This window comes from Stenotrophomonas sp. 59 (genome assembly GCF_030291095.1).
In the GTDB taxonomy this organism is placed as follows: domain Bacteria; phylum Pseudomonadota; class Gammaproteobacteria; order Xanthomonadales; family Xanthomonadaceae; genus Stenotrophomonas; species Stenotrophomonas maltophilia_Q.
Genome location: NZ_CP127408.1, coordinates 1,143,765 through 1,161,282 on the forward strand (window position 1 = coordinate 1,143,765; position 17,518 = coordinate 1,161,282).

The following is a 17,518-nucleotide window of genomic DNA, read 5'->3' on the forward strand; positions in this document are numbered from 1 at the left end:
CGAAAGATGCAGAGAGGTGCGATGCCGGGCGCGAAGGGCGCGGCACGCACGGGAAGCCCGGTCAGGGACGGCAGGGATGAAGCAGGCAGCGGCGTGCGGGCGCGACCGCGCAGGCGGTCACGTCGGGCCGTGGATCAGGCGAGCGGCGGCGCCTGGCCGCGTTGCTGGCGACGCCCGGGCGCGTCGGCCCAGGGCGTGTCCGGAGCGGCCAGCGGCCAGTCCGGGCGCACGCCGGGCATGGCCGGCGTGGCGGGTACGAGTTCAAGTTCGGTACGCAGCCACTGGCTGGCCAGCAGCAGCGGCGGACGTGCCTTCTCGGCCGCTTTCACCGGGGTGGAGGCACAGCGGCGCAGCTTGGCCGGGGCTTCTTCCTGCAACGGGCCTTCGCCGCCGCGTTCTTCCAGCGGTACCTGCACGGTCGCTGCTGTCGCCGGGTGCGGCAGCAGCGGCAGGGTGCCCAGCAGCAACGCCAGCATCGCCACCCACGCCAGCAGGCTGGCCAGCGCAGGACGCTGGCCGCGCATGGCGGCACCCATCTTGCGATGGATCAGTGGGCGAGGGCGGAACGGGCGCAGCAAGCGAGGATCCCCAGGTGGTTTGCCGGCAGCGGCCAGCATCAACGGGGCGTGATTGTAATGAGAGCCGTTAGCTGTTGCAAATGAGAATGATTGCCAAAATGTCGCAGGCCGGCCAGGCGGGGCTCAGACTTCGCTCCAGCGACGCAGCAGGTTGTGGTACACGCCGGTCAGCTGCAGCACCGCTTCGGCGTCGCCGCCGGTCTGCCGCAGGCGTTCGATCGAGCTGTCCATCTCCCACAGCAGGCGCCGCTGCACATCGTCGCGGATCATGCTCTGCACCCAGAAGAACGAGGCCACGCGCGCGCCGTCGGTGACCGGCCGCACCTGGTGCAGGCTGCTGGACGGGTACACGATCAGGTCGCCGGCGGGCAGCTTCACTTCATGCTCGCCGTAGGTGTCGCTGATGATCAGCTCGCCGCCCTCGTATTCGTCCGGATCGGACAGGAACAGGGTGCAGGAGATGTCCGAGCGCAGCTGCTCGCCGTTGGCCAGGTTCATCACCGCGCCGTCGACATGGAAACCGTAGGTGCCGCCACCGCTGTAGCGGTTGAAGCGTGGTGGCAGGTACTTCAGCGGCAGCGCCGCGCTGAAGAACAGCGGGTGCCGGGCCAGCGCGACGAGGATGATCTCGCCCAGCTCGCGGCGCAGCGGCGAGGCCTCGGGCAGCTGCTGGTTGTGCTTGGCCTGTGCACCCAGATGGCCGACCGTCTCGCGGCCATCGGTCCAGTCGGCGACGTCGAGGCGGCGGCGGAACTCGGCCACCTGCGTGGCGCTGAGGATGTCGGGGATGTGCAGCAGCATGCGGAACTCCTCAGTGGGATGACGGTGCGACCAGGGCGCGCACCTGCGGATGTGGGGACGCCGCCAGCTCCGGCACGATGTGCGCCATGAACGCCGGGCTGCCGTGGGCCAGCGCCAGCCGCAACCAGTGCACGGCCTGGTCGACCTGGCCGGCCTGCAGCAGGATCGATGCGTAGTTGGCCTGGCCGCGGAAATCGCCGGTCTCGGCGGCGCGCCGGTACCAGTCCAGCGCGGCCTGCGGATCGCGCTCGATCTCCAGGCCGTCCTCGAGATGGCGGGCCAGCAGGTTCATCGATTTGGCGTGGCCCATGTGCGCGGCGCGGGTGTACAGCGCCAGCGCCTGCACGCGGTCCTGCGGCACACCGCGGCCGGTGGCCAGCAGGTTGGCCAGGTTGTACAGGCCCCAGTCCAGGCCGGTGTCGGCCGCGCGCCGGTACCAGACTGCGGCCAGCGTCGGGTCGGCGACGGTGCCCTGGCCCAGCTCATGGCAGCGGCCGAGCATGTTCATCGCCATCGGTGCGCCGTTGTTGGCGGCGGTTTCGTACCAGAGCAGCGCGGCAGAGGCATCCTGCGCGGTGCCTTTGCCTTCCATGTGCATCTGCGCGAGCAGCAGTTGTGCGTCGACCTGGCCGGCCTGCGCGGCATCGCGGATGTGCGCGAACGCGGCTGCCGGGTCGTGCTGCAGCAGCTCGGCCAGGGCGTCGCTGTCGATGGGGGTGCGGTTGGCCATGCAGTGAGTATCGCCGGAAACAAAAACGGCGGCAGGAGACCCTGCCGCCGTGGTGGAGCAACGCTGGATCAGAACTTCACGTTCAGCGCCAGGGTGGCCGAGCGACCCGGGGCGATGCTCGCGTAGTGCGAGGCATAGGCCTTGGTGAAGTAGGTCTTGTCGGTCAGGTTCTGCACGTTCAGCTGCAGGCTGATGTTGTCCTGGATCGCGTAGCTGGCCATCGCGTCAAAGCGGGTGTAGCTGGCGATCCACTTGGTATTGGCGACATCACCGTACTGCTTGTCCGAGTAGAACGCACCTGCGCCGATGGTCAGGCCGATCGGGAAGCGGTAGGTGGTCCACAGGTTGGCGCTGTGCTTGGCGGTGTTCGGGAACTCATTGCCGTTGTTCGGCGACGGCACGTAGACGTTGGACGGGCAGGTGCGGCCGGACACGGCGCAGACGAAGCCGTTGTCCTTCAGTTCCGAATCCAGGTAGGTGTAGCCGCCGTACAGGCTCCAGGCGTCGGTCAGCTGGCCGTTGAAGCCCAGCTCGAAGCCGTTGATCTCCTTCTTGCCGGCGTTCTGGCTGGTGCCGTTGTCGATGGTCACGCGTGCGTTGTTCATCACGGTGTGGAAGATCGCGGCGGTCAGGTTCAGGCGGTTGTCGAGCAGGTCCCACTTGGTACCCAGTTCGAGGTTCTTGGTGTCCTGCGGCTTGAGGTCGGCGACGGCGGCGCTCAGGCCGTCCGAACCGTCACCACCGTCCATGCCCGGCGGGGTCGAGGAGGTGCCCCACGACAGATAGATGCTGCCGTTGGCGGCCGGCTTGAACACCACGCCGGCCTGGTAGTTCAGGAAGTCGTTGTCATTGCGCACGCGGGTCGGTGCTGCGCCGGCCACCGGGGTGGTCAGCGTGGTGCTGTAATCGTCGTAACGCAGGCCGACGTTGAAGCTCCACTGCGCGGTGAGCTCGATGGTGTCGAACAGATACGCGGACTTGGTCTTGGTGCGCTGCTCGACGTCCAGCGCCTTGTCGCTGCGGTACACCGAGTGGGTAGCCGCCCACGGATCGTTCGGGTTCGGGTTGGCGAAGCTGGTGCAGTTGTAGCCGGTGGCCGCGCCGGTGGTCGGGCACTTGCTGTTGCCGGTCAGCGGGTTGCTGGTGCCCGGGGCGATCAGGTAGCTGCCGCGGGTCATCTTCTCGTCGCTGTATTCCACGCCGGCGCTGTAGCTGTGCTTGAGCGCGCCGGTCTGGAAGGCGCCGGTCAGGCCCAGCTGGTCGGCGAAGCTCTTGACGTCAACGGCGCGTGTGTTGGTACGGCGCCACAAGGTGCCGTAGTTGTTCGGGTTGCCCTGGCTGTCGTCCGGCTGGGTCCACAGGTAATCGTTGCTGGTGTTGCCCAGGCGCGCGATGTTGCGCAGCTTGTGGCCGCCGAAGTCGTAGCTGGCGTCCAGGGTGCTGATGTCTGCGCGGGTGCGCTGGAAGTCACGATCAACCAGGCCGTAGTAGTTGTTGCGGTCCGGCACCATCGGGCGGCCATCGACCCACTTCGAGGCCGGCGCACCGTTCGGGTTGCCATACGGGAAGCCACCCGCGTCCGGCAGGTCATCGCTCTGCATGTGGTAATGGCTGGCGATCAGCTGCGCCGGGCCGTTCAGGCCGAATGCGATCGACGGCGCGATGCCCCAGCGGCTGACGTTGGCTGCATCACGGCCGGCGATGTCCGACTCGTGCTTCATCAGGTTCAGGCGGGCAGCGATGCCATCGCCCAGCACGTAGTTGGCGTCCACGGTGCCGCGGGCGTAGCTGTCGGTGCCGATGCCCATGCTGGCGCTGGTCTCGTTCTTCAGCTTCGGCGTCTTGCTCACCAGGTTCAGGCTGCCACCACCGGAGTCACGGCCGCCGTAGGCCGAGCTCGGGCCCTTGACCACTTCCACCTGCTCCAGGTCGAAGATTTCGCGGGTCTGCGAACCGACGTCGCGCAGGCCGTCGACGAAGACGTTGCTCTGCGAATCGAAGCCACGGATGAACGGGCGGTCACCGGTCGGGTTGCCGCCTTCGCCGGCACCGAAGGTGATGCCCGGCACCATGCGCAGCGCATCCTGCAGGTTGGTCGCGCCGGTCTCGGCGATCAGCTTCTCAGACACGATCGACACCGACTTCGGCGTGTCCAGCAGTTCGGCGGTGAACTTCGGCGAGGATGGATTGAACCAGCTGCCGCGCACCTGCACCTTGTCCAGGTCGGTGGCCTTGTTGGTGCCGGAGGCGGCGCCGTCGGCGGCCTGTGCGGCCAGCGGTGCGAAGCCGGCGGCCAGGGTGGCCGAGGCGAGCAGGGAAACGCGCGGGGCGTACTTGCGGGTCTTGATGTGGGTCATGGTCTGGGTGGCGGTGGCTTGGATCGGGAAAGGACGCGGGCCGGCACGCGGGCGTGGCGGCTGGCAGGAGACGGGTGTTGTAGAGCCGAGCCGATGCTCGGCTGGCCCGAAACGCAATGAGGCGCACGGCAAAGGCCGCAGGGCGCCTCAGCTGGCGTGCGGTGTGGGCGGTGCGTGGCCGGGGTTCAACCGCAGTGCGGGATCGTGCAGCTGCCAGCGCAGGGCGTCGGAGCGCCACAGCGGGATGTGTGCGACCAGCGCGGCGCGCGGTGACGCCAGGCCGGTGCAGGGTGTACTGCCCTCGCCATCAAGCGGTGGCTCGGGGGCAGGGGCGGCGTGTTGTGGGCATTCGTCGGCCGGCGTTTCCGGCAGCGGCATGGCCTGCAGCAGATCATCCGCATGTGCCTGCCAGCCGTGCGCGGCCGGATCGCTGCCGCGCCCCTCGTGCAGCGCCGACCAGCCCAGCAGCAGCGTCAGCAGCACGGCCACGAGCAGTGGCCACCCCTGGCGGGCGAGCTGGCACAACGTGGCGGTGGGCGCGGGCGAGGCCATGGCGCAGGGGCGGAGTCGTTACGAAGATGTTACGTAGAATAACATCAACGATAATGATTCGCATATACGGGATGTGGCGGGCCGTCGGGGTGGCCCCGAAACGCCCTGGGAAGGCCCTCACGGCGTTTCTGTGGATGCACCCCACGGGAGGATGCCCACAGAGCTACGGGCGCGGCCTCAATCCCGGTCGTCGCGGGTCCAGACCGCGTCGTGCTCCCGCTTCACCGGGAACTTGGGCACCGGGGTATAGGCCGGGGCGCACAGGGCGCGGCCATCGCGCACGTCGAAGCGCGCGCCGTGCAGCACGCACTCCACGCTGCCTTCGGTCGTGTTGAACTCGCCGGAGGACAGCTCGAACTCTTCATGCGTGCACTGGTCTTCCAGTGCGTACAGCTCGCCGTCGAGGTTGAACACCACGATCGGCGTGCCAGTCACTTCGTCGAACACGCTCTTCATTTCACCCGGCAGCAGCTCGTTGCCGGCACAGACAAAGGTCCAGGCCTCGCTCACGCGGCGGCTCCGGCCAGCGGCTTTTCCAGGATCTCGAAGCGCAGGTCGTCGCGCTTGGGGATGCCGAAGCGTTCGTCGCCATACGGGAACGGCTTCTTGATGCCGGTGCGGCTGTAGCCGCGACGTTCGTAGAAGGCGATCAGTTCGTCGCGCACGTCGATCACCGTCATCTGCATCACCGGCACGTTCCATTCGCGCGCGGCGTGTGCTTCGGCGGCATCCATCAGCTGCTTGCCGACGCCACCGCCCTGCTGGGCCGGGTCGACGGAGAACATGCCGAAGTAGCCCTTGCCGTCGACATCGGCGACGTGGGCGCAGGCCACCAGTTGGCCCTCGCGTTCGGCCAGCAGGATGGTGGAGCGCGGGCGGTCGAGGTCGGCCTGGATGCCCTCGGCGTCGATGCGGGCACCGTCCAGCAGGTCGGCTTCGGTGGTCCAGCCGACGCGGCTGGCGTCGCCACGGTAGGCCGAGGTGACCAGGGTGATCAGGGCGGGGATGTCGGCCGACGTGGCGGCACGGAAGGTCAGGGTGCTCATCGGTCCATTCTAGGTGGGCCGTGGGCGGGAGCAAATGGGCGGGGGGCCGTGGGGTCAGATCCCTTTCGCGATGCGAAAGGGATCTGACCCCGGTGTGCCGGGTCAGCCCAACAGCTTGCGTACCTTGGTCAGTGCGGTCATGAAGCGCTCGATCTCGGCGTGGGTGTTGTAGAACGCCAGCGAGGCACGGCAGGTGGCTGCGACGCCGAAATACTGCAGCAGCGGGTGTGCGCAGTGCTGGCCCGATCGCACGGCCACGCCTTCCAGATCAAGCAGCGTGGCCAGGTCGTGGGCATGCGCGCCGTCGATCAGGAACGAGACCACGGCAGCCTTCTCCGGCGCTTCGCCGATGATGCGCAGGCCGTCGACGCGGCGCAGTTCTTCGGTGAAGTGCGCGAGCAGTTCGGCTTCGCGCGCTTCCACGTTGTCCTGCCCCAGCTGCTGCAGGTAGTCGGCGGCCACGCCCAGGCCGATGAAGCCGGCGATGTTCGGCGTGCCGGCTTCGAACTTGTGCGGGGCGTCGTTGAAGACCGTACCGTCGAAGCTGACTTCCTTGATCATCTCGCCACCGCCGAGGAACGGCGGCATCGCGTCCAGGTGCTCGCGGCGCGCCCACAGCGCACCGGTGCCGGTCGGCCCGCACATCTTGTGGCCGGTGATGGCGTAGAAGTCGCAGCCGATCGCGGCGACGTCGACCTTGCGGTGCGGCACCGCCTGCGAGCCATCGACCACGGTGATGATGCCGCGCTTGCGCGCTTCACGGCAGATCTCGCGCACCGGGTTGACCGTGCCCAGCACGTTGGACACATGGGTGACCGCCAGCAGCTTGACCTCGGGGGTCATCGCCGCACGCAGCGCATCCAGGTCGAGCGCGCCATCGGGGGTGATCTCGGCCACGCGGATGGTGGCGCCGGTACGCTGCGCGACCAGCTGCCACGGCACGATGTTGGCGTGGTGCTCCATGCGCGACACCAGGATCACGTCGCCGGCCTTCAACCGCGGCAGTGCCCACGAGTAGGCCACCAGGTTGATGGCGAAGGTGGTGCCACTGCACAGCACCAGGTCGCTGGGGCGCACGTTGAGGAAGCGGGCCAGCTTGTTGCGCGCGCCTTCGTAGGCGTCGGTGGCTTCGCTGCCGAGCGCGTGCACCGCGCGGCTGACGTTTGCGTTGTAGCGGCGGTAGAACTCGTCCACCGCGCCGATCACCTGCACCGGCTTCTGGCCGGTGTTGGCATTGTCGAAATAGACCAGCGGCTTGCCGTGCACTTCGCGCATCAGCAGCGGGAAGTCGAGGCGGACGCGGTCCCAGTCGGGCGCGCCGCTGGGGGTTTCGATCGGGCGCGGGGTGGACAGGTTCATGCCACACCCGCCTCGGCCAGGGCCTTGTCCAAACGGCGTGCCAGCTGCTCGCGCAGGGCTTCCGGCAGGATCTTCAGCGGCTCGTGGCAGAACGCGGCACTGAGCAGTGCCTGCGCCTGTGCCTGCGGCAGGCCGCGCGAGCGCAGGTAGAACAGCGCGTTGGCATCGAGCTGGCCGACGGTCGCGCCGTGCGCGGCCTTCACTTCATCGGCGTCGATCACCAGCGTCGGCTGGGTATCGATCTCGGCGTCGGCCGACAGCAGCAGGTTCTTGTTGGACAGGTTCGCATCGGTGCCGTCGGCGCCTTCGCGGATCTGGATGCCACCATGGAACACCACGCGGCTGCGGTTGGCGGCGACGCCACGCCACAGCAGCTCGCAGCTGGTGTCGCGCGCGATGTGATCGATGCCCAGGCGGGTCTCGACGTGGCGGCGGCCATTGCCGAGCAGCACGCCGTTGGCGGTCAGCTGGGCGTTGTCGCCTTCCAGGCGTACGTTCAGTTCGTGGCGGCTGAGTGCGGCGCCCAGTTCCAGGTCGACGCGGTGGTACTGCGCGTCGCGGGCCAGCACCGCGTCGGTACGCAGGAAGCTGGTCTGGCGCGCGCTGCCGGTCTGCACGCGGGCGTGCTTGAGCACGGCATCGCGGGCGACATGGGCGTGCAGCACGGTGTTGTCCAGGTGGGCCGAATCGCCGACGCTGAAGCGGTGCTCGACCACGCCCAGGCTGGCGCCGGCACGCAGTTCGATCAGGTGGCGGTGGTGCCAGGCCAGATCGGTCTCGCCGGCGACGCTGGCGAATACCAGCTGCAGCGGCGCTTCGACCTGCACGCCTTCGTCCACGCGCAGCACTACGCCTTCATCGGCCAGTGCGGCGTTGAGGCGGGCGAAGATCTCCTCGCTGCGCTCGTAACGGCGGCCAAGGAAACGCACGGCGTCTTCGCCGGATGCCAGTGCGGCCGACAGCGGCTGCAGCTGCACGCCGGCCGGCAGGGCCTGCACATCGCTCAGCGCGGCATCCAGGCGGCCATTGACGAACACCAGGCGCGGTGCCGGGATGTCCTCCAGCAGTGCGGCATCCAGTGCCGGCGGGGCCAGCGGTGCAGCTGCGAACGCACGGCGCTCCAGCTGGCGCAGCGAGGTGTACTTCCAGGCTTCGTTGCGTGCGGCCGGCAGGCCATCGCGCAGGGCCGCGTCGAGCACTTCGCGGCGCGCATCGCTGCCACAGAAGGCCTGGGCCATTGAGTCGAGCAGGGCGCTCATCAGACCGCCGCCTCGCGCACCACGCGATCCTTCAGGAAATCGTAGCCGTGCGCTTCCAGCTCCAGGGCCAGCTCCGGGCCGCCACTCTTGACGATGCGGCCATCGGCCAGCACGTGCACCACGTCCGGCTTGATGTAGTCGAGCAGGCGCTGGTAGTGGGTGATGACCAGGAACGAACGGTCGGCCGCACGCAGTGCGTTGACGCCGTCGGCCACGCTCTTCAGCGCGTCGATGTCCAGGCCCGAATCGGTTTCGTCGAGGATCGCCAGCTTCGGCTCCAGCACGGCCAGCTGGAAGATCTCGTTGCGCTTCTTCTCGCCACCGGAGAAGCCTTCGTTGACGCCACGGTGCAGCAGTTCGTCCTTCAGGTGCAGCACGGCCAGCTTCTGGCGCACCAGCTTCAGGAACTGCATGGAGTCCAGTTCGTCTTCACCGCGTGCCTTGCGCTGGGCATTCAGCGCGGCGCGCAGGAAGTAGGTGTTGTTCACGCCCGGGATTTCCACCGGGTACTGGAACGCCAGGAACAGGCCGGCGGCGGCGCGCGCTTCCGGATCCTGGTCGAGCAGATCGACGCCGTCGAACTGCACGCTGCCTTCGGTCACGTCATAGCCGTCACGGCCGGCCAGGACATTGCCCAGGGTGGACTTGCCGGCGCCGTTGGGGCCCATGATGGCGTGCACCTGGCCGGGCTTCACATCCAGCGACAGGCCCTTGAGGATTTCCTTGTCGCCGATGCGGGCGTGGAGGTTTTCGATCTTCAGCATGGTCATGACTTGGTTGATTTCGGGGCTGCGGGGTCGATGCGGACGATCTGCACCGTGCCGTTGCCGGGCTGCCCAGGTTGAGCGGGGAGGGCGGAGAAGACCACGAGGATCTCTTCACCGGGTTCTTGCAGGCAGGAGACCGGGAGGGAGGCCTGTCGGATGGATTCGGCAGCGGCGCGATCCAGCTCACGGTTGCGCGAACTCAGGAGCGGCCGGATCGCGTCGAAGCTGCCGTCCTGCCGCGTCGTCAGCAGCATGGAAAATTCTTTCGGCGTGGAGATGACCGTGCCGGCGGGCAATTTGACCGGGGTCGCACCCGCCAGGTCTTCGGGGGTGCAGGCCGCGTTTGCCACCGCCCAGGGCGAAAGGCCCAGCAGCAACAGTGCGGGCAAAGACGTACGCATCATCCGACGCTTCCCTCCAGCGAGACTTCCAGCAGCTTCTTGGCTTCCACCGCGAACTCCATCGGCAGTTCGCGGAACACCTGCTTGCAGAAGCCGTCGACGATCATCGACACCGCGTCTTCCTGGCTGATGCCACGGGCGCGGCAGTAGAACAGCTGGTCGTCGGAGATCTTGGAGGTGGTGGCCTCGTGCTCGACGGTGGCGCCGGGGTTCTTCACCTCGATGTAGGGGAAGGTATGGGCACCGCACTGCTTGCCGATCAGCAGCGAATCGCACTGGGTGTAGTTGCGCGCGCCATCGGCGTTGCGGTCCACCTTGACCAGGCCGCGGTAGGTGTTCTGGCCGCGGCCGGCACTGATGCCCTTGCTGACGATCTTGCTCTTGGTGCGCTTGCCGACATGGATCATCTTGGTGCCGGTGTCGGCCTGCTGGCGGTGGTGGGTCAGCGCCACGGAGTGGAACTCGCCCACCGAATCGTCGCCCAGCAGCACGCAGGACGGGTACTTCCAAGTGATGGCCGAGCCGGTCTCGACCTGGGTCCAGGTGACCTTGCTGCGCGCGCCACGGCATTCGGCACGCTTGGTGACGAAGTTGTAGATGCCGCCGACGCCGTTCTCGTCCCCCGGGTACCAGTTCTGCACGGTGGAGTACTTGATCTCCGCGTCTTCCAGCGCCACCAGTTCGACCACGGCGGCGTGCAGCTGGTTCTCGTCGCGCATCGGCGCGGTGCAGCCTTCCAGGTAGGACACGTAGGCCTTGTCCTCGCACACGATCAGGGTGCGCTCGAACTGGCCGGTGTGGCCGGCGTTGATGCGGAAATAGGTGCTCAGCTCCATCGGGCAGCGAACGCCCTTGGGGATGAACACGAAGCTGCCATCGGAGAACACCGCCGAGTTGAGCGCGGCGAAGTAGTTGTCGCCCACCGGCACCACGGTGCCCAGGTACTGGCGGACCAGTTCCGGATGTTCCTTGATGGCCTCGGACATCGAGCAGAAGATGATGCCCTTCTCGGCCAGTTCCTTGCGGAAGGTGGTACCGACGGACACCGAGTCGAACACCGCGTCCACTGCCACGCCGGCCAGCTTGGCACGCTCGTGCAGCGGCACGCCCAGCTTGTCGTAGGTGTCGAGCAGTTCCTTGGGCACGTCATCCAGCGAGGCGTACTTCGGGCCCTTCGGCGCGGAGTAGTAGCTGAGCGCCTGCAGGTCGATCGGCGCGATCTCCAGCTTGGCCCAGTCCGGCATCGGCATGGTCAGGAAGTGGCGGTAGGCGTCCAGGCGCCACTGCGTCATCCACTCCGGCTCTTCCTTCTTGGCCGACAGGGCACGGATGGTGTCCTCGTCCAGGCCCGGCGGCAGGGAGTCCGATTCGATGTCCGTGATGAAGCCGGCCGAATACTTGCGGCCGAGCTGCTCGTGGATCTCGCGGTTGGGGGTGTCGTCGTGGGCGACGTTTTCGATGGTTTCGGTGGCCATGGGGGGCTGCCTACGGATCAGGAGACGACGTCGACAGCGATGGTGCGGCGCTGTTCGTCATCGGCAAGGGGGAGAGGGGGCAGGATCTGCGCCAGGGTGACATCGCGCAGGGCCTCGGAGACCACGTCGTTGATCAGCCGCCAGCTGCTGCGCGCGCCGCACTTGGGCGCCATGCCGCACTGGTGGTGGTCGTGGCTGCATTCGGTCAGGGCCAGCGGCCCTTCCATCGCTTCGACCACTTCGAACAGCGAGATCTCGATGGCCGGGCGGGTCAGGCGGTAGCCGCCACGGACACCGCGCAGGCCTTCGACCAGGCCGGCCTGGGCCAGCGGCTTGAGCACCTTGCTGACGGTGGGCGGCTCCAGTCCGGTGAATTCGGCCAGCTCGGTGGCACTGAGCACCTCGCCCGGACGGGCGGCAAGCACGGTCAGTACCACGGTGGCGTAATCGGTGAGCTTGGTGACACGCAACATGGGAATGCGAGCGGTTCTTAAAGCGGACTGAAATTGTACGCTTTTATTCGCCGGCATCCAACCCGGGCATTCAGCCGGCGCTGGGACGGACCGGGACGACGCACCAGGGCCACTGCCGGGGCGCAATGCTGCGCCAACGGGGTGATTTTCGCAATCACCCGGAATGGGCGAGAATCAACGTTCCTTTCGCTGCAGACCTCCCTTGCCGATGCCCAAGAAGATCCAAGCCCGCAAGTCCGCCATCCATGGCAACGGTGTGTTTTCCGTGGCCCCGATCAAGCAGGGCGAGCGCGTGATCCAGTACAAGGGCCTGCTGCGCAGCCACGGCGACGTCGATGCCGATGACAGCGGCGACGTTGAAAGTGGCCATACCTTCCTGTTCACCCTCAACGACGACTGGGTGATCGATGCCAACTACAAGGGCAATGACGCGCGCTGGATCAACCACAGCTGCGATCCGAACTGCGAGGCGGTGATCGAGGAAGACGAGGACGGTGACAGCCGTGGCGACAAGGTGTTCATCGAAGCGCTGCGTGACATCAAGGCCGGTGAGGAACTGACCTACAACTACGGCATCACCCTGGCCGAGCGCCACACCGCCAAGCTGAAGAAGATCTGGGAGTGCCGCTGCGGCTCACCCAAGTGCACCGGCACGATGCTGCAGCCCAAGCGCTGACCCGGTAGCGCCGGGCCATGCCCGGCGAGCGCGAAGCGCGGTCGGAACCAGAAGACGCCGGGCACGCCCCGGCGCTACCGTTACTTGCCCAGCACGCCTGCCGGCACCAGGTTGCCCAGGTTCTGGTTGAAGGTGACCACCAGCTTGCCGTTCTTCACCTGCGCCGACTGCACCTGCAGAGCGCCGAGTACCCCGGCCACGGCCGGATCCAGCTTGTAGATCGGCTCACGCTGGGCGTAGTCGCTCAGCCAGGCGTTGAGCAGGCCGCGGGTACGCGAGTCGAGACGACCGCCCTGGTTGGCGGGGGTGAAGTCATCCACGCTGGGCTGCTGCAGGTGGAAACCCTGGGTCTGTGCGTCGTAGCGCAGGCCGCTGCTGAGCTTCACCGTACCCAGTTTGGCCGGATTGCCACCGGCGGTGGCCAGTGCGACGTCCATGCCCAGGTTCAACCGTTCGCCGGCCGGAAGGCTCAGCTGCGGATGGCTCATGGTCAGGGCGATCAGGCCCCCCAGGGCGTCCTGGGTGCGCGGGAAGCTGCCATCGAGGTACTGCTGCACGTCGCTGGCACCGACCGACAGTTCGCGGCCGGAAATGGAAGGGGCGGCCTGGGCACCGATCGCGGCTGCGATCAGTACGGTGGAGGCGGCGAGGCGGGTCATCAGGGAACGCAGGCGCATGGCGGTGACCGCTGGATAGGGAATGGATGGAGGAAAGAGTAGCCGGGGCGGCTGAATCGTGCGTGCATGCCGCTGCAACGGTTCAGTCCAGCGTTGGCCGCAGTTGCGCCGACTGGATCTGCCAGGCGCGGCCATCGGGGCTGGGCTGCACGCGGTACCAGCCGCCGAAGCGGAAGGTGCCTTGTGCGGTGGTCGCACGGAGCCGCACCGGCACCTCCAGCAACCGGGATGGCTGCCGGTCGTCGCGTGCCAGCGGGGTTCCGCTGTCCAGGCGCAGCGTGCGCAGGCCCTGCAACTGGCGTATCGCAGCGTCATCTGCGCGGTGCGGATCGGCCGGTGGAATCGCCCATGCCGCGTCGCTGGCGCTGCGGTCGCGGTTGAGCAGCGCGATCACGTAGCGGTTGAGCATCACCGAAGGTGGTTCGGCGTCGGCAGCGACCGCGGCGAACAGCGGATCGATCGTTGCTGACTGCAGGGACGCTGCGTCGGTGCCTGCAACGGCCTGTGCTCCCGCGCTGGCGGGTGATGGCGCAGGCGCAACGTCCGGTTGTGCAGTGGGTCTGGAACAGCCCAGCAGCACCAGTGGCGCGATCAGGAAAAGAGTCCTGCGCATGCCTCCTCCCCGAGGCGATGTGGAGAAGGCAGTGTATCGACTGCGCCCCGGTCAGCGGGAGGTGGGCAACTGTTCCAGTGCATCCAGCGCCGGCAGCACCTGCCCGGCGATGGCGGCCAACGCGTGTCCATCGGTTTCGGCGTGGCGCTGCACGATGTCGCGCAGCAGCTGGGTGGCAATCACCAGGGTCGCACGTTCATCGCCGCTGAGCCCGGCGGTGCGCGGTGCGGCTTCCAGCAGGCGCATCAGATCGCGGCTGGCGCGATGTTCCAGTTCGATGGTGCAACGCCCGATGCACTGCACCCCGTCCTTTTCGATGGGGGTCACCGAGATCCGGTAGCGGGTGGAGGGGCTGGCCATGAGGGGATGCTCGCCGTAGCTGTGGAGGATGTGCCAACGATAGGCAAGGCCACGGCCGGCGGCGACGGCCGGCGCTGCACGCAGTGTTCCACCCGGTACGTTCCGGCACCGCCGCAGGCGGGGCCCAGCCAATGGCGACGGGCCTGTACGGGCATTCCCGGGGATGCGGCAACGCTGTGTTGCGGGCCGTGGTTGGGACAAAAAAAACGGGACGGCCAGAGCCGTCCCGTCGGAATCCACGTTGGGGCGCGCGCTTACAGCGCGGCGTCCTTCAGCTTCTTCAGCGGACGCACCTTCAGCTTGGTGGTAGCCGGCTTGGCGGCGAACCACTGTTCTTCCTTGGTGAACGGGTTGATGCCCTTGCGCTTCGGCTTGGCCGGCACATTGACGGTGGTGATCTTCAGCAGGCCCGGCAGGGTGAAGGAGCCAGCGCCCTTCTTGTGCACCGAGGATGCGACGGCGCTTTCCAGCGAGGCCAGCACAGCGCGGACGTCCTTGGCGATGACGCCGGAGGCTTCAGCGATGTGTGCAACCAGGCCGGACTTGGTCAGCACTTCCTTGATCGGCTTCGGAGCGGCCGGCTTTGCGGCTGCCTTCGTCGCGACTTTCTTCACTGCCTTCTTCGGGGCAGCCTTCTTAGCGGTCTTTGCCATGGTTTCCTGTTCCGTGAACGGTTGGTTGTTTGGTCGGCGCCGAACCCCGTCGGCAAGCGCAATGTAGGGCAACTCTCGGGCGCCGCCAATAGCCCGAAGCGCGGAAAGTGCATGTTTTTTCATATCCAGGCCGATTCAGTACATGGCCGGCGATGGGGGGCGGGGGTGTCGGGACGCGGCTGGCCGCCAGCGCCCGGTCATCGGCGGAATGCGCGAAACCACTGAAAACAAGGGGGAAATGCGTTTCCGGCTGGCGAGGAAGTGTCCATCTGCCGGGCGCCGGAGCGACGGGGCGCGTGCGGCGGAGCGACGCAGGGCTAACGCGCCACGTGCGAGGGTGACTGTTCATCACCGTCACGCAGGAGCAGCACATGGGAATCTCGCGACACGCCACCGCGCACTGGGAAGGCGACCTGAAGTCGGGCAAGGGGCAGTTGAGCACGCCGCAGAGTGGGTTGCTGGACAAGACCCGCTACGGCTTCAACAGCCGCTTCGGCGACGAGAAGGGCACCAATCCGGAAGAACTGATCGCTGCCGCGCATGCCGGCTGCTTCACCATGGCGTTGTCGGCCAAGCTGGGCGAAGCCGGTTTCACCCCGACCTCGCTGGATACCGAAGCCAAGGTCGATCTGTCGCTGGAAGGCGGCCCGCAGCTGTCGCAGATCCGGCTGAAAGTGAAGGCCGTTGTGCCGGGCATCGACGCGGCGAAATTCCGCGCGATTGCCGATGACGCCAAGCAGAACTGCCCGGTGTCCAAGGCGCTGAGTGCGGTGCCGATCAGCCTGGAAGCCGAGCTGGTCTGATAGGCGGTAGCGCCGGGCCATGCCCGGCGAACGCAGCGGGAAGGCGCCGGGCATGGCCCGGCGCTACCGCATACGGGCAATCACCAATCGATGGTGCCGGTGATGACGGTCTGCACCTGCCCCCCGGACCATACCTCGCCGTCCTCATCGACCAACAGGGTCAGTCGCGCATCGTGGCCGACTTCGCGGCCCTGGCTGATTTCGAACGGCGCACGGCCCCGCGGCAGGGCCCCGCGCAGGTCCAGCCACGCGGCCAATACGGCGTTGGCGGCACCCGAAGCGGCGTCTTCGAAGCGGCGACCGTTTCCGACGAAGGCACGTACCGCCAGATCGAAACCTTCGCTGCCATCGCTGAACGCGTAGGCGAACACGCCCATGCTGTCGGTGGATTCGGCGAGTGCGGCGACCGCATCCCAGTCCGGTTGCAGCGCACGCAACGCGGCTTCATCGGCCACCTGCACCACCCACCAGCTGCGACCACCCTGCATGCGTGCCGGCGGCAGTGAGCCCAGAGGCCAGTCCTTCAGCGCGGCCTGCAGGCGCGGATCGGTGGCCTCGGCGGTTTCGGCCAGTTGCGCGCGCGGGGTGCGGATGGCGATGCGCTGCTGCGCGCCTTCGCCACTGACACGCAGCGGAAGGGCACCGGCAATGCCGTCCTGCAGCAGCACACCGTCGACCGGTGCGGCCAGGCCCGCCTGCAGCACCGCATGCGCGGTACCGACGCTGGGGTGGCCTGCGAACGGGACTTCCTTCTGCGGGCTGAACATGCGCAATCGATAGCTGGCGCCGGGCACCTGCGGCGGGAACACGAAGGTGGTCTCGGGCAGGCGCGTCCAGCGCGCGATGGCCTGCATGCCGGCGTCGTCCAGGCCTTCTGCGTCGAGCACAACGGCCAGTGGATTGCCGGCGCCGGCGCGCGGGGAGAACACATCCAGCTGCAGGAAACGGCGGGTGGTCATAGGGGGCGAACTCCGTAAAACGAGAGGGGATACGGTAGCGCCGGGCCATGCCCGGCGTCCGTGTGCTGCGTTCGCCGGGCGTGGACCGGCGCTACCAATGGATGCTGCCGTCGATCACGCACTGCACCTGGCCGCCAATCCATACCGTGCCCTGCGCATCGACCTGGACCTGCACGCGACCGTCGCGGCCGACTTCGCGGCCCTGGCTGGCCACGTAGCGGTCCTCGCGGCCGGGCAGGGCATTGCGCTGCCGCAGCCAGGCGCCGATCAGCGCATTGGCGCTGCCGGTCACCGGGTCCTCGGGCACGCTGGGGGCATCAGCAGGGCAGAACGCGCGCACCACGCGGGTGTGGTCGGTGCCGGCTTCGTCGGCGAACACCGCCACGCCAGTGGCATCGGTCGCCCGACTCCAGCCGGCCAGCGCGGCCATGTCCGGCACCAGGCTGCGCACGGCGGCGGCATCGCGAAGCGGCAGCAGCCACCAGCGTGCGCCGTTGTCCCACAGCTCCGGCACATGGCCGTCGGCAGCCAGCGCCAGCAGCCCCGCGGGTGCCGCGTCGGCTGCCGTTGCCAGCTGCCGGGCCGGAGGGCTGGCCAGCTGTATCTCCAGTGCTTCGGCCGGGCCGCTCACCTGTACCGGCAACAATCCCGCCGCGCACTGCTGGACCAGCGCGCCGTCGCGCGGCTGGGCCAGGCCGCAGGTCACCGCTACCCACGCCGCGCCGACGCTGGGATGGCCGGCGAACGCCAGTTCCCGGGTCGGGGTGAAGATGCGGATGTGGTAGTCGGCGCCGGGCGCGTTGGGGCGCAGGAAGAACACCGTCTCGGACAGGTTCAGCCAGGCGGACAGGGCCTGCATCTGGCTGCCGGAGAGCCCATCGGCGTCCAGGATGGCGCCCAGCGGATTGCCGGTGCCGGGGCGGGGGGCAAAGACATCTAGCTGCAGGTAACGAAGGACGGCCATCTACGGGGATATTGC

Annotated in this window: 21 protein-coding genes; 2 read left to right on the top strand and 19 right to left on the bottom strand. The window is 67.7% G+C overall.

The genetic code is table 11. The annotated features are described in order from the left end of the window. Positions 1–134: 134 nt before the first annotated feature. From QP552_RS05225 to QP552_RS05285, 13 genes are all read right to left on the bottom strand, one after another. Entirely contained in the window at positions 135–536 is a 402-nt protein-coding gene (locus tag QP552_RS05225) for a hypothetical protein (protein WP_111112786.1), read from the bottom strand. Positions 537–701: 165 nt separating this feature from the next. Further along, positions 702–1,379, bottom strand: coding sequence for a Fe2+-dependent dioxygenase (locus QP552_RS05230; RefSeq protein WP_286075204.1), 678 nt, complete (start codon positions 1,377–1,379; stop codon positions 702–704). Between the two features lie 10 nt (positions 1,380–1,389). Beyond that, positions 1,390–2,109 (bottom strand): tetratricopeptide repeat protein, encoded by a 720-nt coding sequence (locus QP552_RS05235; protein WP_111112784.1) that lies wholly within the window; start codon positions 2,107–2,109, stop codon positions 1,390–1,392. 68 nt (positions 2,110–2,177) lie between these two features. After that, complete coding sequence (locus QP552_RS05240; protein ID WP_286075205.1) at positions 2,178–4,466, bottom strand: TonB-dependent siderophore receptor; 2,289 nt, start codon at positions 4,464–4,466, stop codon at positions 2,178–2,180. A 147-nt stretch (positions 4,467–4,613) separates the two neighbouring features. Beyond that, positions 4,614–5,018, bottom strand: coding sequence for a hypothetical protein (locus QP552_RS05245; protein ID WP_111112782.1), 405 nt, complete (start codon positions 5,016–5,018; stop codon positions 4,614–4,616). A gap of 177 nt (positions 5,019–5,195) precedes the next feature. Further along, the gene (locus tag QP552_RS05250) at positions 5,196–5,528 is read right to left on the bottom strand and encodes a non-heme iron oxygenase ferredoxin subunit (protein WP_012479365.1); all 333 of its coding nucleotides are present in this window, start codon (positions 5,526–5,528) and stop codon (positions 5,196–5,198) included. Continuing rightward, positions 5,525–6,064: a GNAT family N-acetyltransferase gene (locus QP552_RS05255; RefSeq protein ID WP_111112781.1), complete on the bottom strand. Its 540-nt coding sequence runs from the start codon at positions 6,062–6,064 to the stop codon at positions 5,525–5,527. The genes QP552_RS05250 and QP552_RS05255 overlap by 4 nt, the downstream gene beginning before the upstream one ends. Positions 6,065–6,166: 102 nt before the next feature. Continuing rightward, positions 6,167–7,423 (bottom strand): cysteine desulfurase, encoded by a 1,257-nt coding sequence (locus QP552_RS05260; protein WP_106549258.1) that lies wholly within the window; start codon positions 7,421–7,423, stop codon positions 6,167–6,169. Further along, positions 7,420–8,682, bottom strand: a complete 1,263-nt coding sequence (gene sufD, locus QP552_RS05265; RefSeq protein ID WP_106549259.1) for a Fe-S cluster assembly protein SufD — start codon at positions 8,680–8,682, stop codon at positions 7,420–7,422. Before sufD ends, QP552_RS05260 begins: the two co-directional genes overlap by 4 nt. Next, on the bottom strand, positions 8,682–9,446 hold the full coding sequence (gene sufC / locus QP552_RS05270; protein ID WP_106549315.1) for a Fe-S cluster assembly ATPase SufC: 765 nt from the start codon (positions 9,444–9,446) through the stop codon (positions 8,682–8,684). The genes sufD and sufC overlap by 1 nt, the downstream gene beginning before the upstream one ends. 2 nt (positions 9,447–9,448) lie before the next feature. Further along, complete coding sequence (locus tag QP552_RS05275; protein WP_106549260.1) at positions 9,449–9,853, bottom strand: hypothetical protein; 405 nt, start codon at positions 9,851–9,853, stop codon at positions 9,449–9,451. Beyond that, the gene (gene sufB / locus QP552_RS05280; RefSeq protein WP_106549261.1) at positions 9,850–11,325 is read right to left on the bottom strand and encodes a Fe-S cluster assembly protein SufB; all 1,476 of its coding nucleotides are present in this window, start codon (positions 11,323–11,325) and stop codon (positions 9,850–9,852) included. The genes QP552_RS05275 and sufB overlap by 4 nt, the downstream gene beginning before the upstream one ends. Positions 11,326–11,342: 17 nt before the next feature. Continuing rightward, a complete protein-coding gene (locus tag QP552_RS05285) occupies positions 11,343–11,798 on the bottom strand; it encodes an SUF system Fe-S cluster assembly regulator (protein WP_005408436.1) in 456 nt (151 codons plus the stop codon). A 208-nt stretch (positions 11,799–12,006) separates the two neighbouring features. Here QP552_RS05285 and QP552_RS05290 point away from each other — a divergent pair, with 208 nt between their 5' ends. Next, a complete protein-coding gene (locus QP552_RS05290) occupies positions 12,007–12,474 on the top strand; it encodes an SET domain-containing protein-lysine N-methyltransferase (protein WP_010483549.1) in 468 nt (155 codons plus the stop codon). Positions 12,475–12,554: 80 nt separating this feature from the next. Here the strand turns inward: QP552_RS05290 and QP552_RS05295 are convergent, their stop codons facing one another. The 4 genes from QP552_RS05295 to QP552_RS05310 all read right to left on the bottom strand — a co-directional run bounded on the left by QP552_RS05295 (position 12,555) and on the right by QP552_RS05310 (position 14,777). Continuing rightward, positions 12,555–13,151 carry a DUF1439 domain-containing protein gene (locus QP552_RS05295; RefSeq protein WP_005408439.1) on the bottom strand — a complete coding sequence of 199 codons (597 nt, stop codon included), beginning with the start codon at positions 13,149–13,151 and terminating at the stop codon, positions 12,555–12,557. Between the two features lie 82 nt (positions 13,152–13,233). Beyond that, a complete protein-coding gene (locus QP552_RS05300; protein ID WP_286075210.1) occupies positions 13,234–13,764 on the bottom strand; it encodes a hypothetical protein in 531 nt (176 codons plus the stop codon). 51 nt (positions 13,765–13,815) lie between these two features. Continuing rightward, positions 13,816–14,124, bottom strand: coding sequence for a DUF3861 family protein (locus QP552_RS05305; protein ID WP_286075212.1), 309 nt, complete (start codon positions 14,122–14,124; stop codon positions 13,816–13,818). A 254-nt stretch (positions 14,125–14,378) separates the two neighbouring features. Beyond that, entirely contained in the window at positions 14,379–14,777 is a 399-nt protein-coding gene (locus QP552_RS05310) for an HU family DNA-binding protein (protein ID WP_010483539.1), read from the bottom strand. Between the two features lie 371 nt (positions 14,778–15,148). On the opposite strand from QP552_RS05310, the gene QP552_RS05315 reads away from it, so the two are divergent. After that, the gene (locus QP552_RS05315) at positions 15,149–15,580 is read left to right on the top strand and encodes an OsmC family protein (protein WP_106549265.1); all 432 of its coding nucleotides are present in this window, start codon (positions 15,149–15,151) and stop codon (positions 15,578–15,580) included. Positions 15,581–15,660: 80 nt separating this feature from the next. Here the strand turns inward: QP552_RS05315 and QP552_RS05320 are convergent, their stop codons facing one another. Both QP552_RS05320 and QP552_RS05325 read right to left on the bottom strand, forming a co-directional pair. Continuing rightward, a complete protein-coding gene (locus QP552_RS05320) occupies positions 15,661–16,539 on the bottom strand; it encodes a PhzF family phenazine biosynthesis protein (protein ID WP_111112778.1) in 879 nt (292 codons plus the stop codon). Between the two features lie 91 nt (positions 16,540–16,630). Beyond that, the gene (locus tag QP552_RS05325) at positions 16,631–17,503 is read right to left on the bottom strand and encodes a PhzF family phenazine biosynthesis protein (protein ID WP_286075213.1); all 873 of its coding nucleotides are present in this window, start codon (positions 17,501–17,503) and stop codon (positions 16,631–16,633) included. Positions 17,504–17,518 lie beyond the last annotated feature (15 nt).

Bases quoted from the DNA above. Each gene is read 5' to 3' on its own strand.
- QP552_RS05320 (WP_111112778.1), bottom strand. From the start codon at position 16,539: ATGACCACCCGCCGTTTCCTGCAGCTGGATGTGTTCTCCCCGCGCGCC.
- sufC (WP_106549315.1), bottom strand. From the start codon at position 9,446: ATGCTGAAGATCGAAAACCTCCACGCCCGCATCGGCGACAAGGAAATC.
- QP552_RS05245 (WP_111112782.1), bottom strand. From the start codon at position 5,018: ATGGCCTCGCCCGCGCCCACCGCCACGTTGTGCCAGCTCGCCCGCCAG.
- QP552_RS05295 (WP_005408439.1), bottom strand. From the start codon at position 13,151: ATGCGCCTGCGTTCCCTGATGACCCGCCTCGCCGCCTCCACCGTACTG.
- QP552_RS05315 (WP_106549265.1), top strand. From the start codon at position 15,149: ATGGGAATCTCGCGACACGCCACCGCGCACTGGGAAGGCGACCTGAAG.
- sufB (WP_106549261.1), bottom strand. From the start codon at position 11,325: ATGGCCACCGAAACCATCGAAAACGTCGCCCACGACGACACCCCCAAC.
- QP552_RS05300 (WP_286075210.1), bottom strand. From the start codon at position 13,764: ATGCGCAGGACTCTTTTCCTGATCGCGCCACTGGTGCTGCTGGGCTGT.
- QP552_RS05275 (WP_106549260.1), bottom strand. From the start codon at position 9,853: ATGATGCGTACGTCTTTGCCCGCACTGTTGCTGCTGGGCCTTTCGCCC.
- QP552_RS05305 (WP_286075212.1), bottom strand. From the start codon at position 14,124: ATGGCCAGCCCCTCCACCCGCTACCGGATCTCGGTGACCCCCATCGAA.
- sufD (WP_106549259.1), bottom strand. From the start codon at position 8,682: ATGAGCGCCCTGCTCGACTCAATGGCCCAGGCCTTCTGTGGCAGCGAT.
- QP552_RS05225 (WP_111112786.1), bottom strand. From the start codon at position 536: ATGGGTGCCGCCATGCGCGGCCAGCGTCCTGCGCTGGCCAGCCTGCTG.
- QP552_RS05285 (WP_005408436.1), bottom strand. From the start codon at position 11,798: ATGTTGCGTGTCACCAAGCTCACCGATTACGCCACCGTGGTACTGACC.
- QP552_RS05255 (WP_111112781.1), bottom strand. From the start codon at position 6,064: ATGAGCACCCTGACCTTCCGTGCCGCCACGTCGGCCGACATCCCCGCC.
- QP552_RS05260 (WP_106549258.1), bottom strand. From the start codon at position 7,423: ATGAACCTGTCCACCCCGCGCCCGATCGAAACCCCCAGCGGCGCGCCC.
- QP552_RS05230 (WP_286075204.1), bottom strand. From the start codon at position 1,379: ATGCTGCTGCACATCCCCGACATCCTCAGCGCCACGCAGGTGGCCGAG.
- QP552_RS05290 (WP_010483549.1), top strand. From the start codon at position 12,007: ATGCCCAAGAAGATCCAAGCCCGCAAGTCCGCCATCCATGGCAACGGT.
- QP552_RS05310 (WP_010483539.1), bottom strand. From the start codon at position 14,777: ATGGCAAAGACCGCTAAGAAGGCTGCCCCGAAGAAGGCAGTGAAGAAA.
- QP552_RS05325 (WP_286075213.1), bottom strand. From the start codon at position 17,503: ATGGCCGTCCTTCGTTACCTGCAGCTAGATGTCTTTGCCCCCCGCCCC.
- QP552_RS05235 (WP_111112784.1), bottom strand. From the start codon at position 2,109: ATGGCCAACCGCACCCCCATCGACAGCGACGCCCTGGCCGAGCTGCTG.
- QP552_RS05240 (WP_286075205.1), bottom strand. From the start codon at position 4,466: ATGACCCACATCAAGACCCGCAAGTACGCCCCGCGCGTTTCCCTGCTC.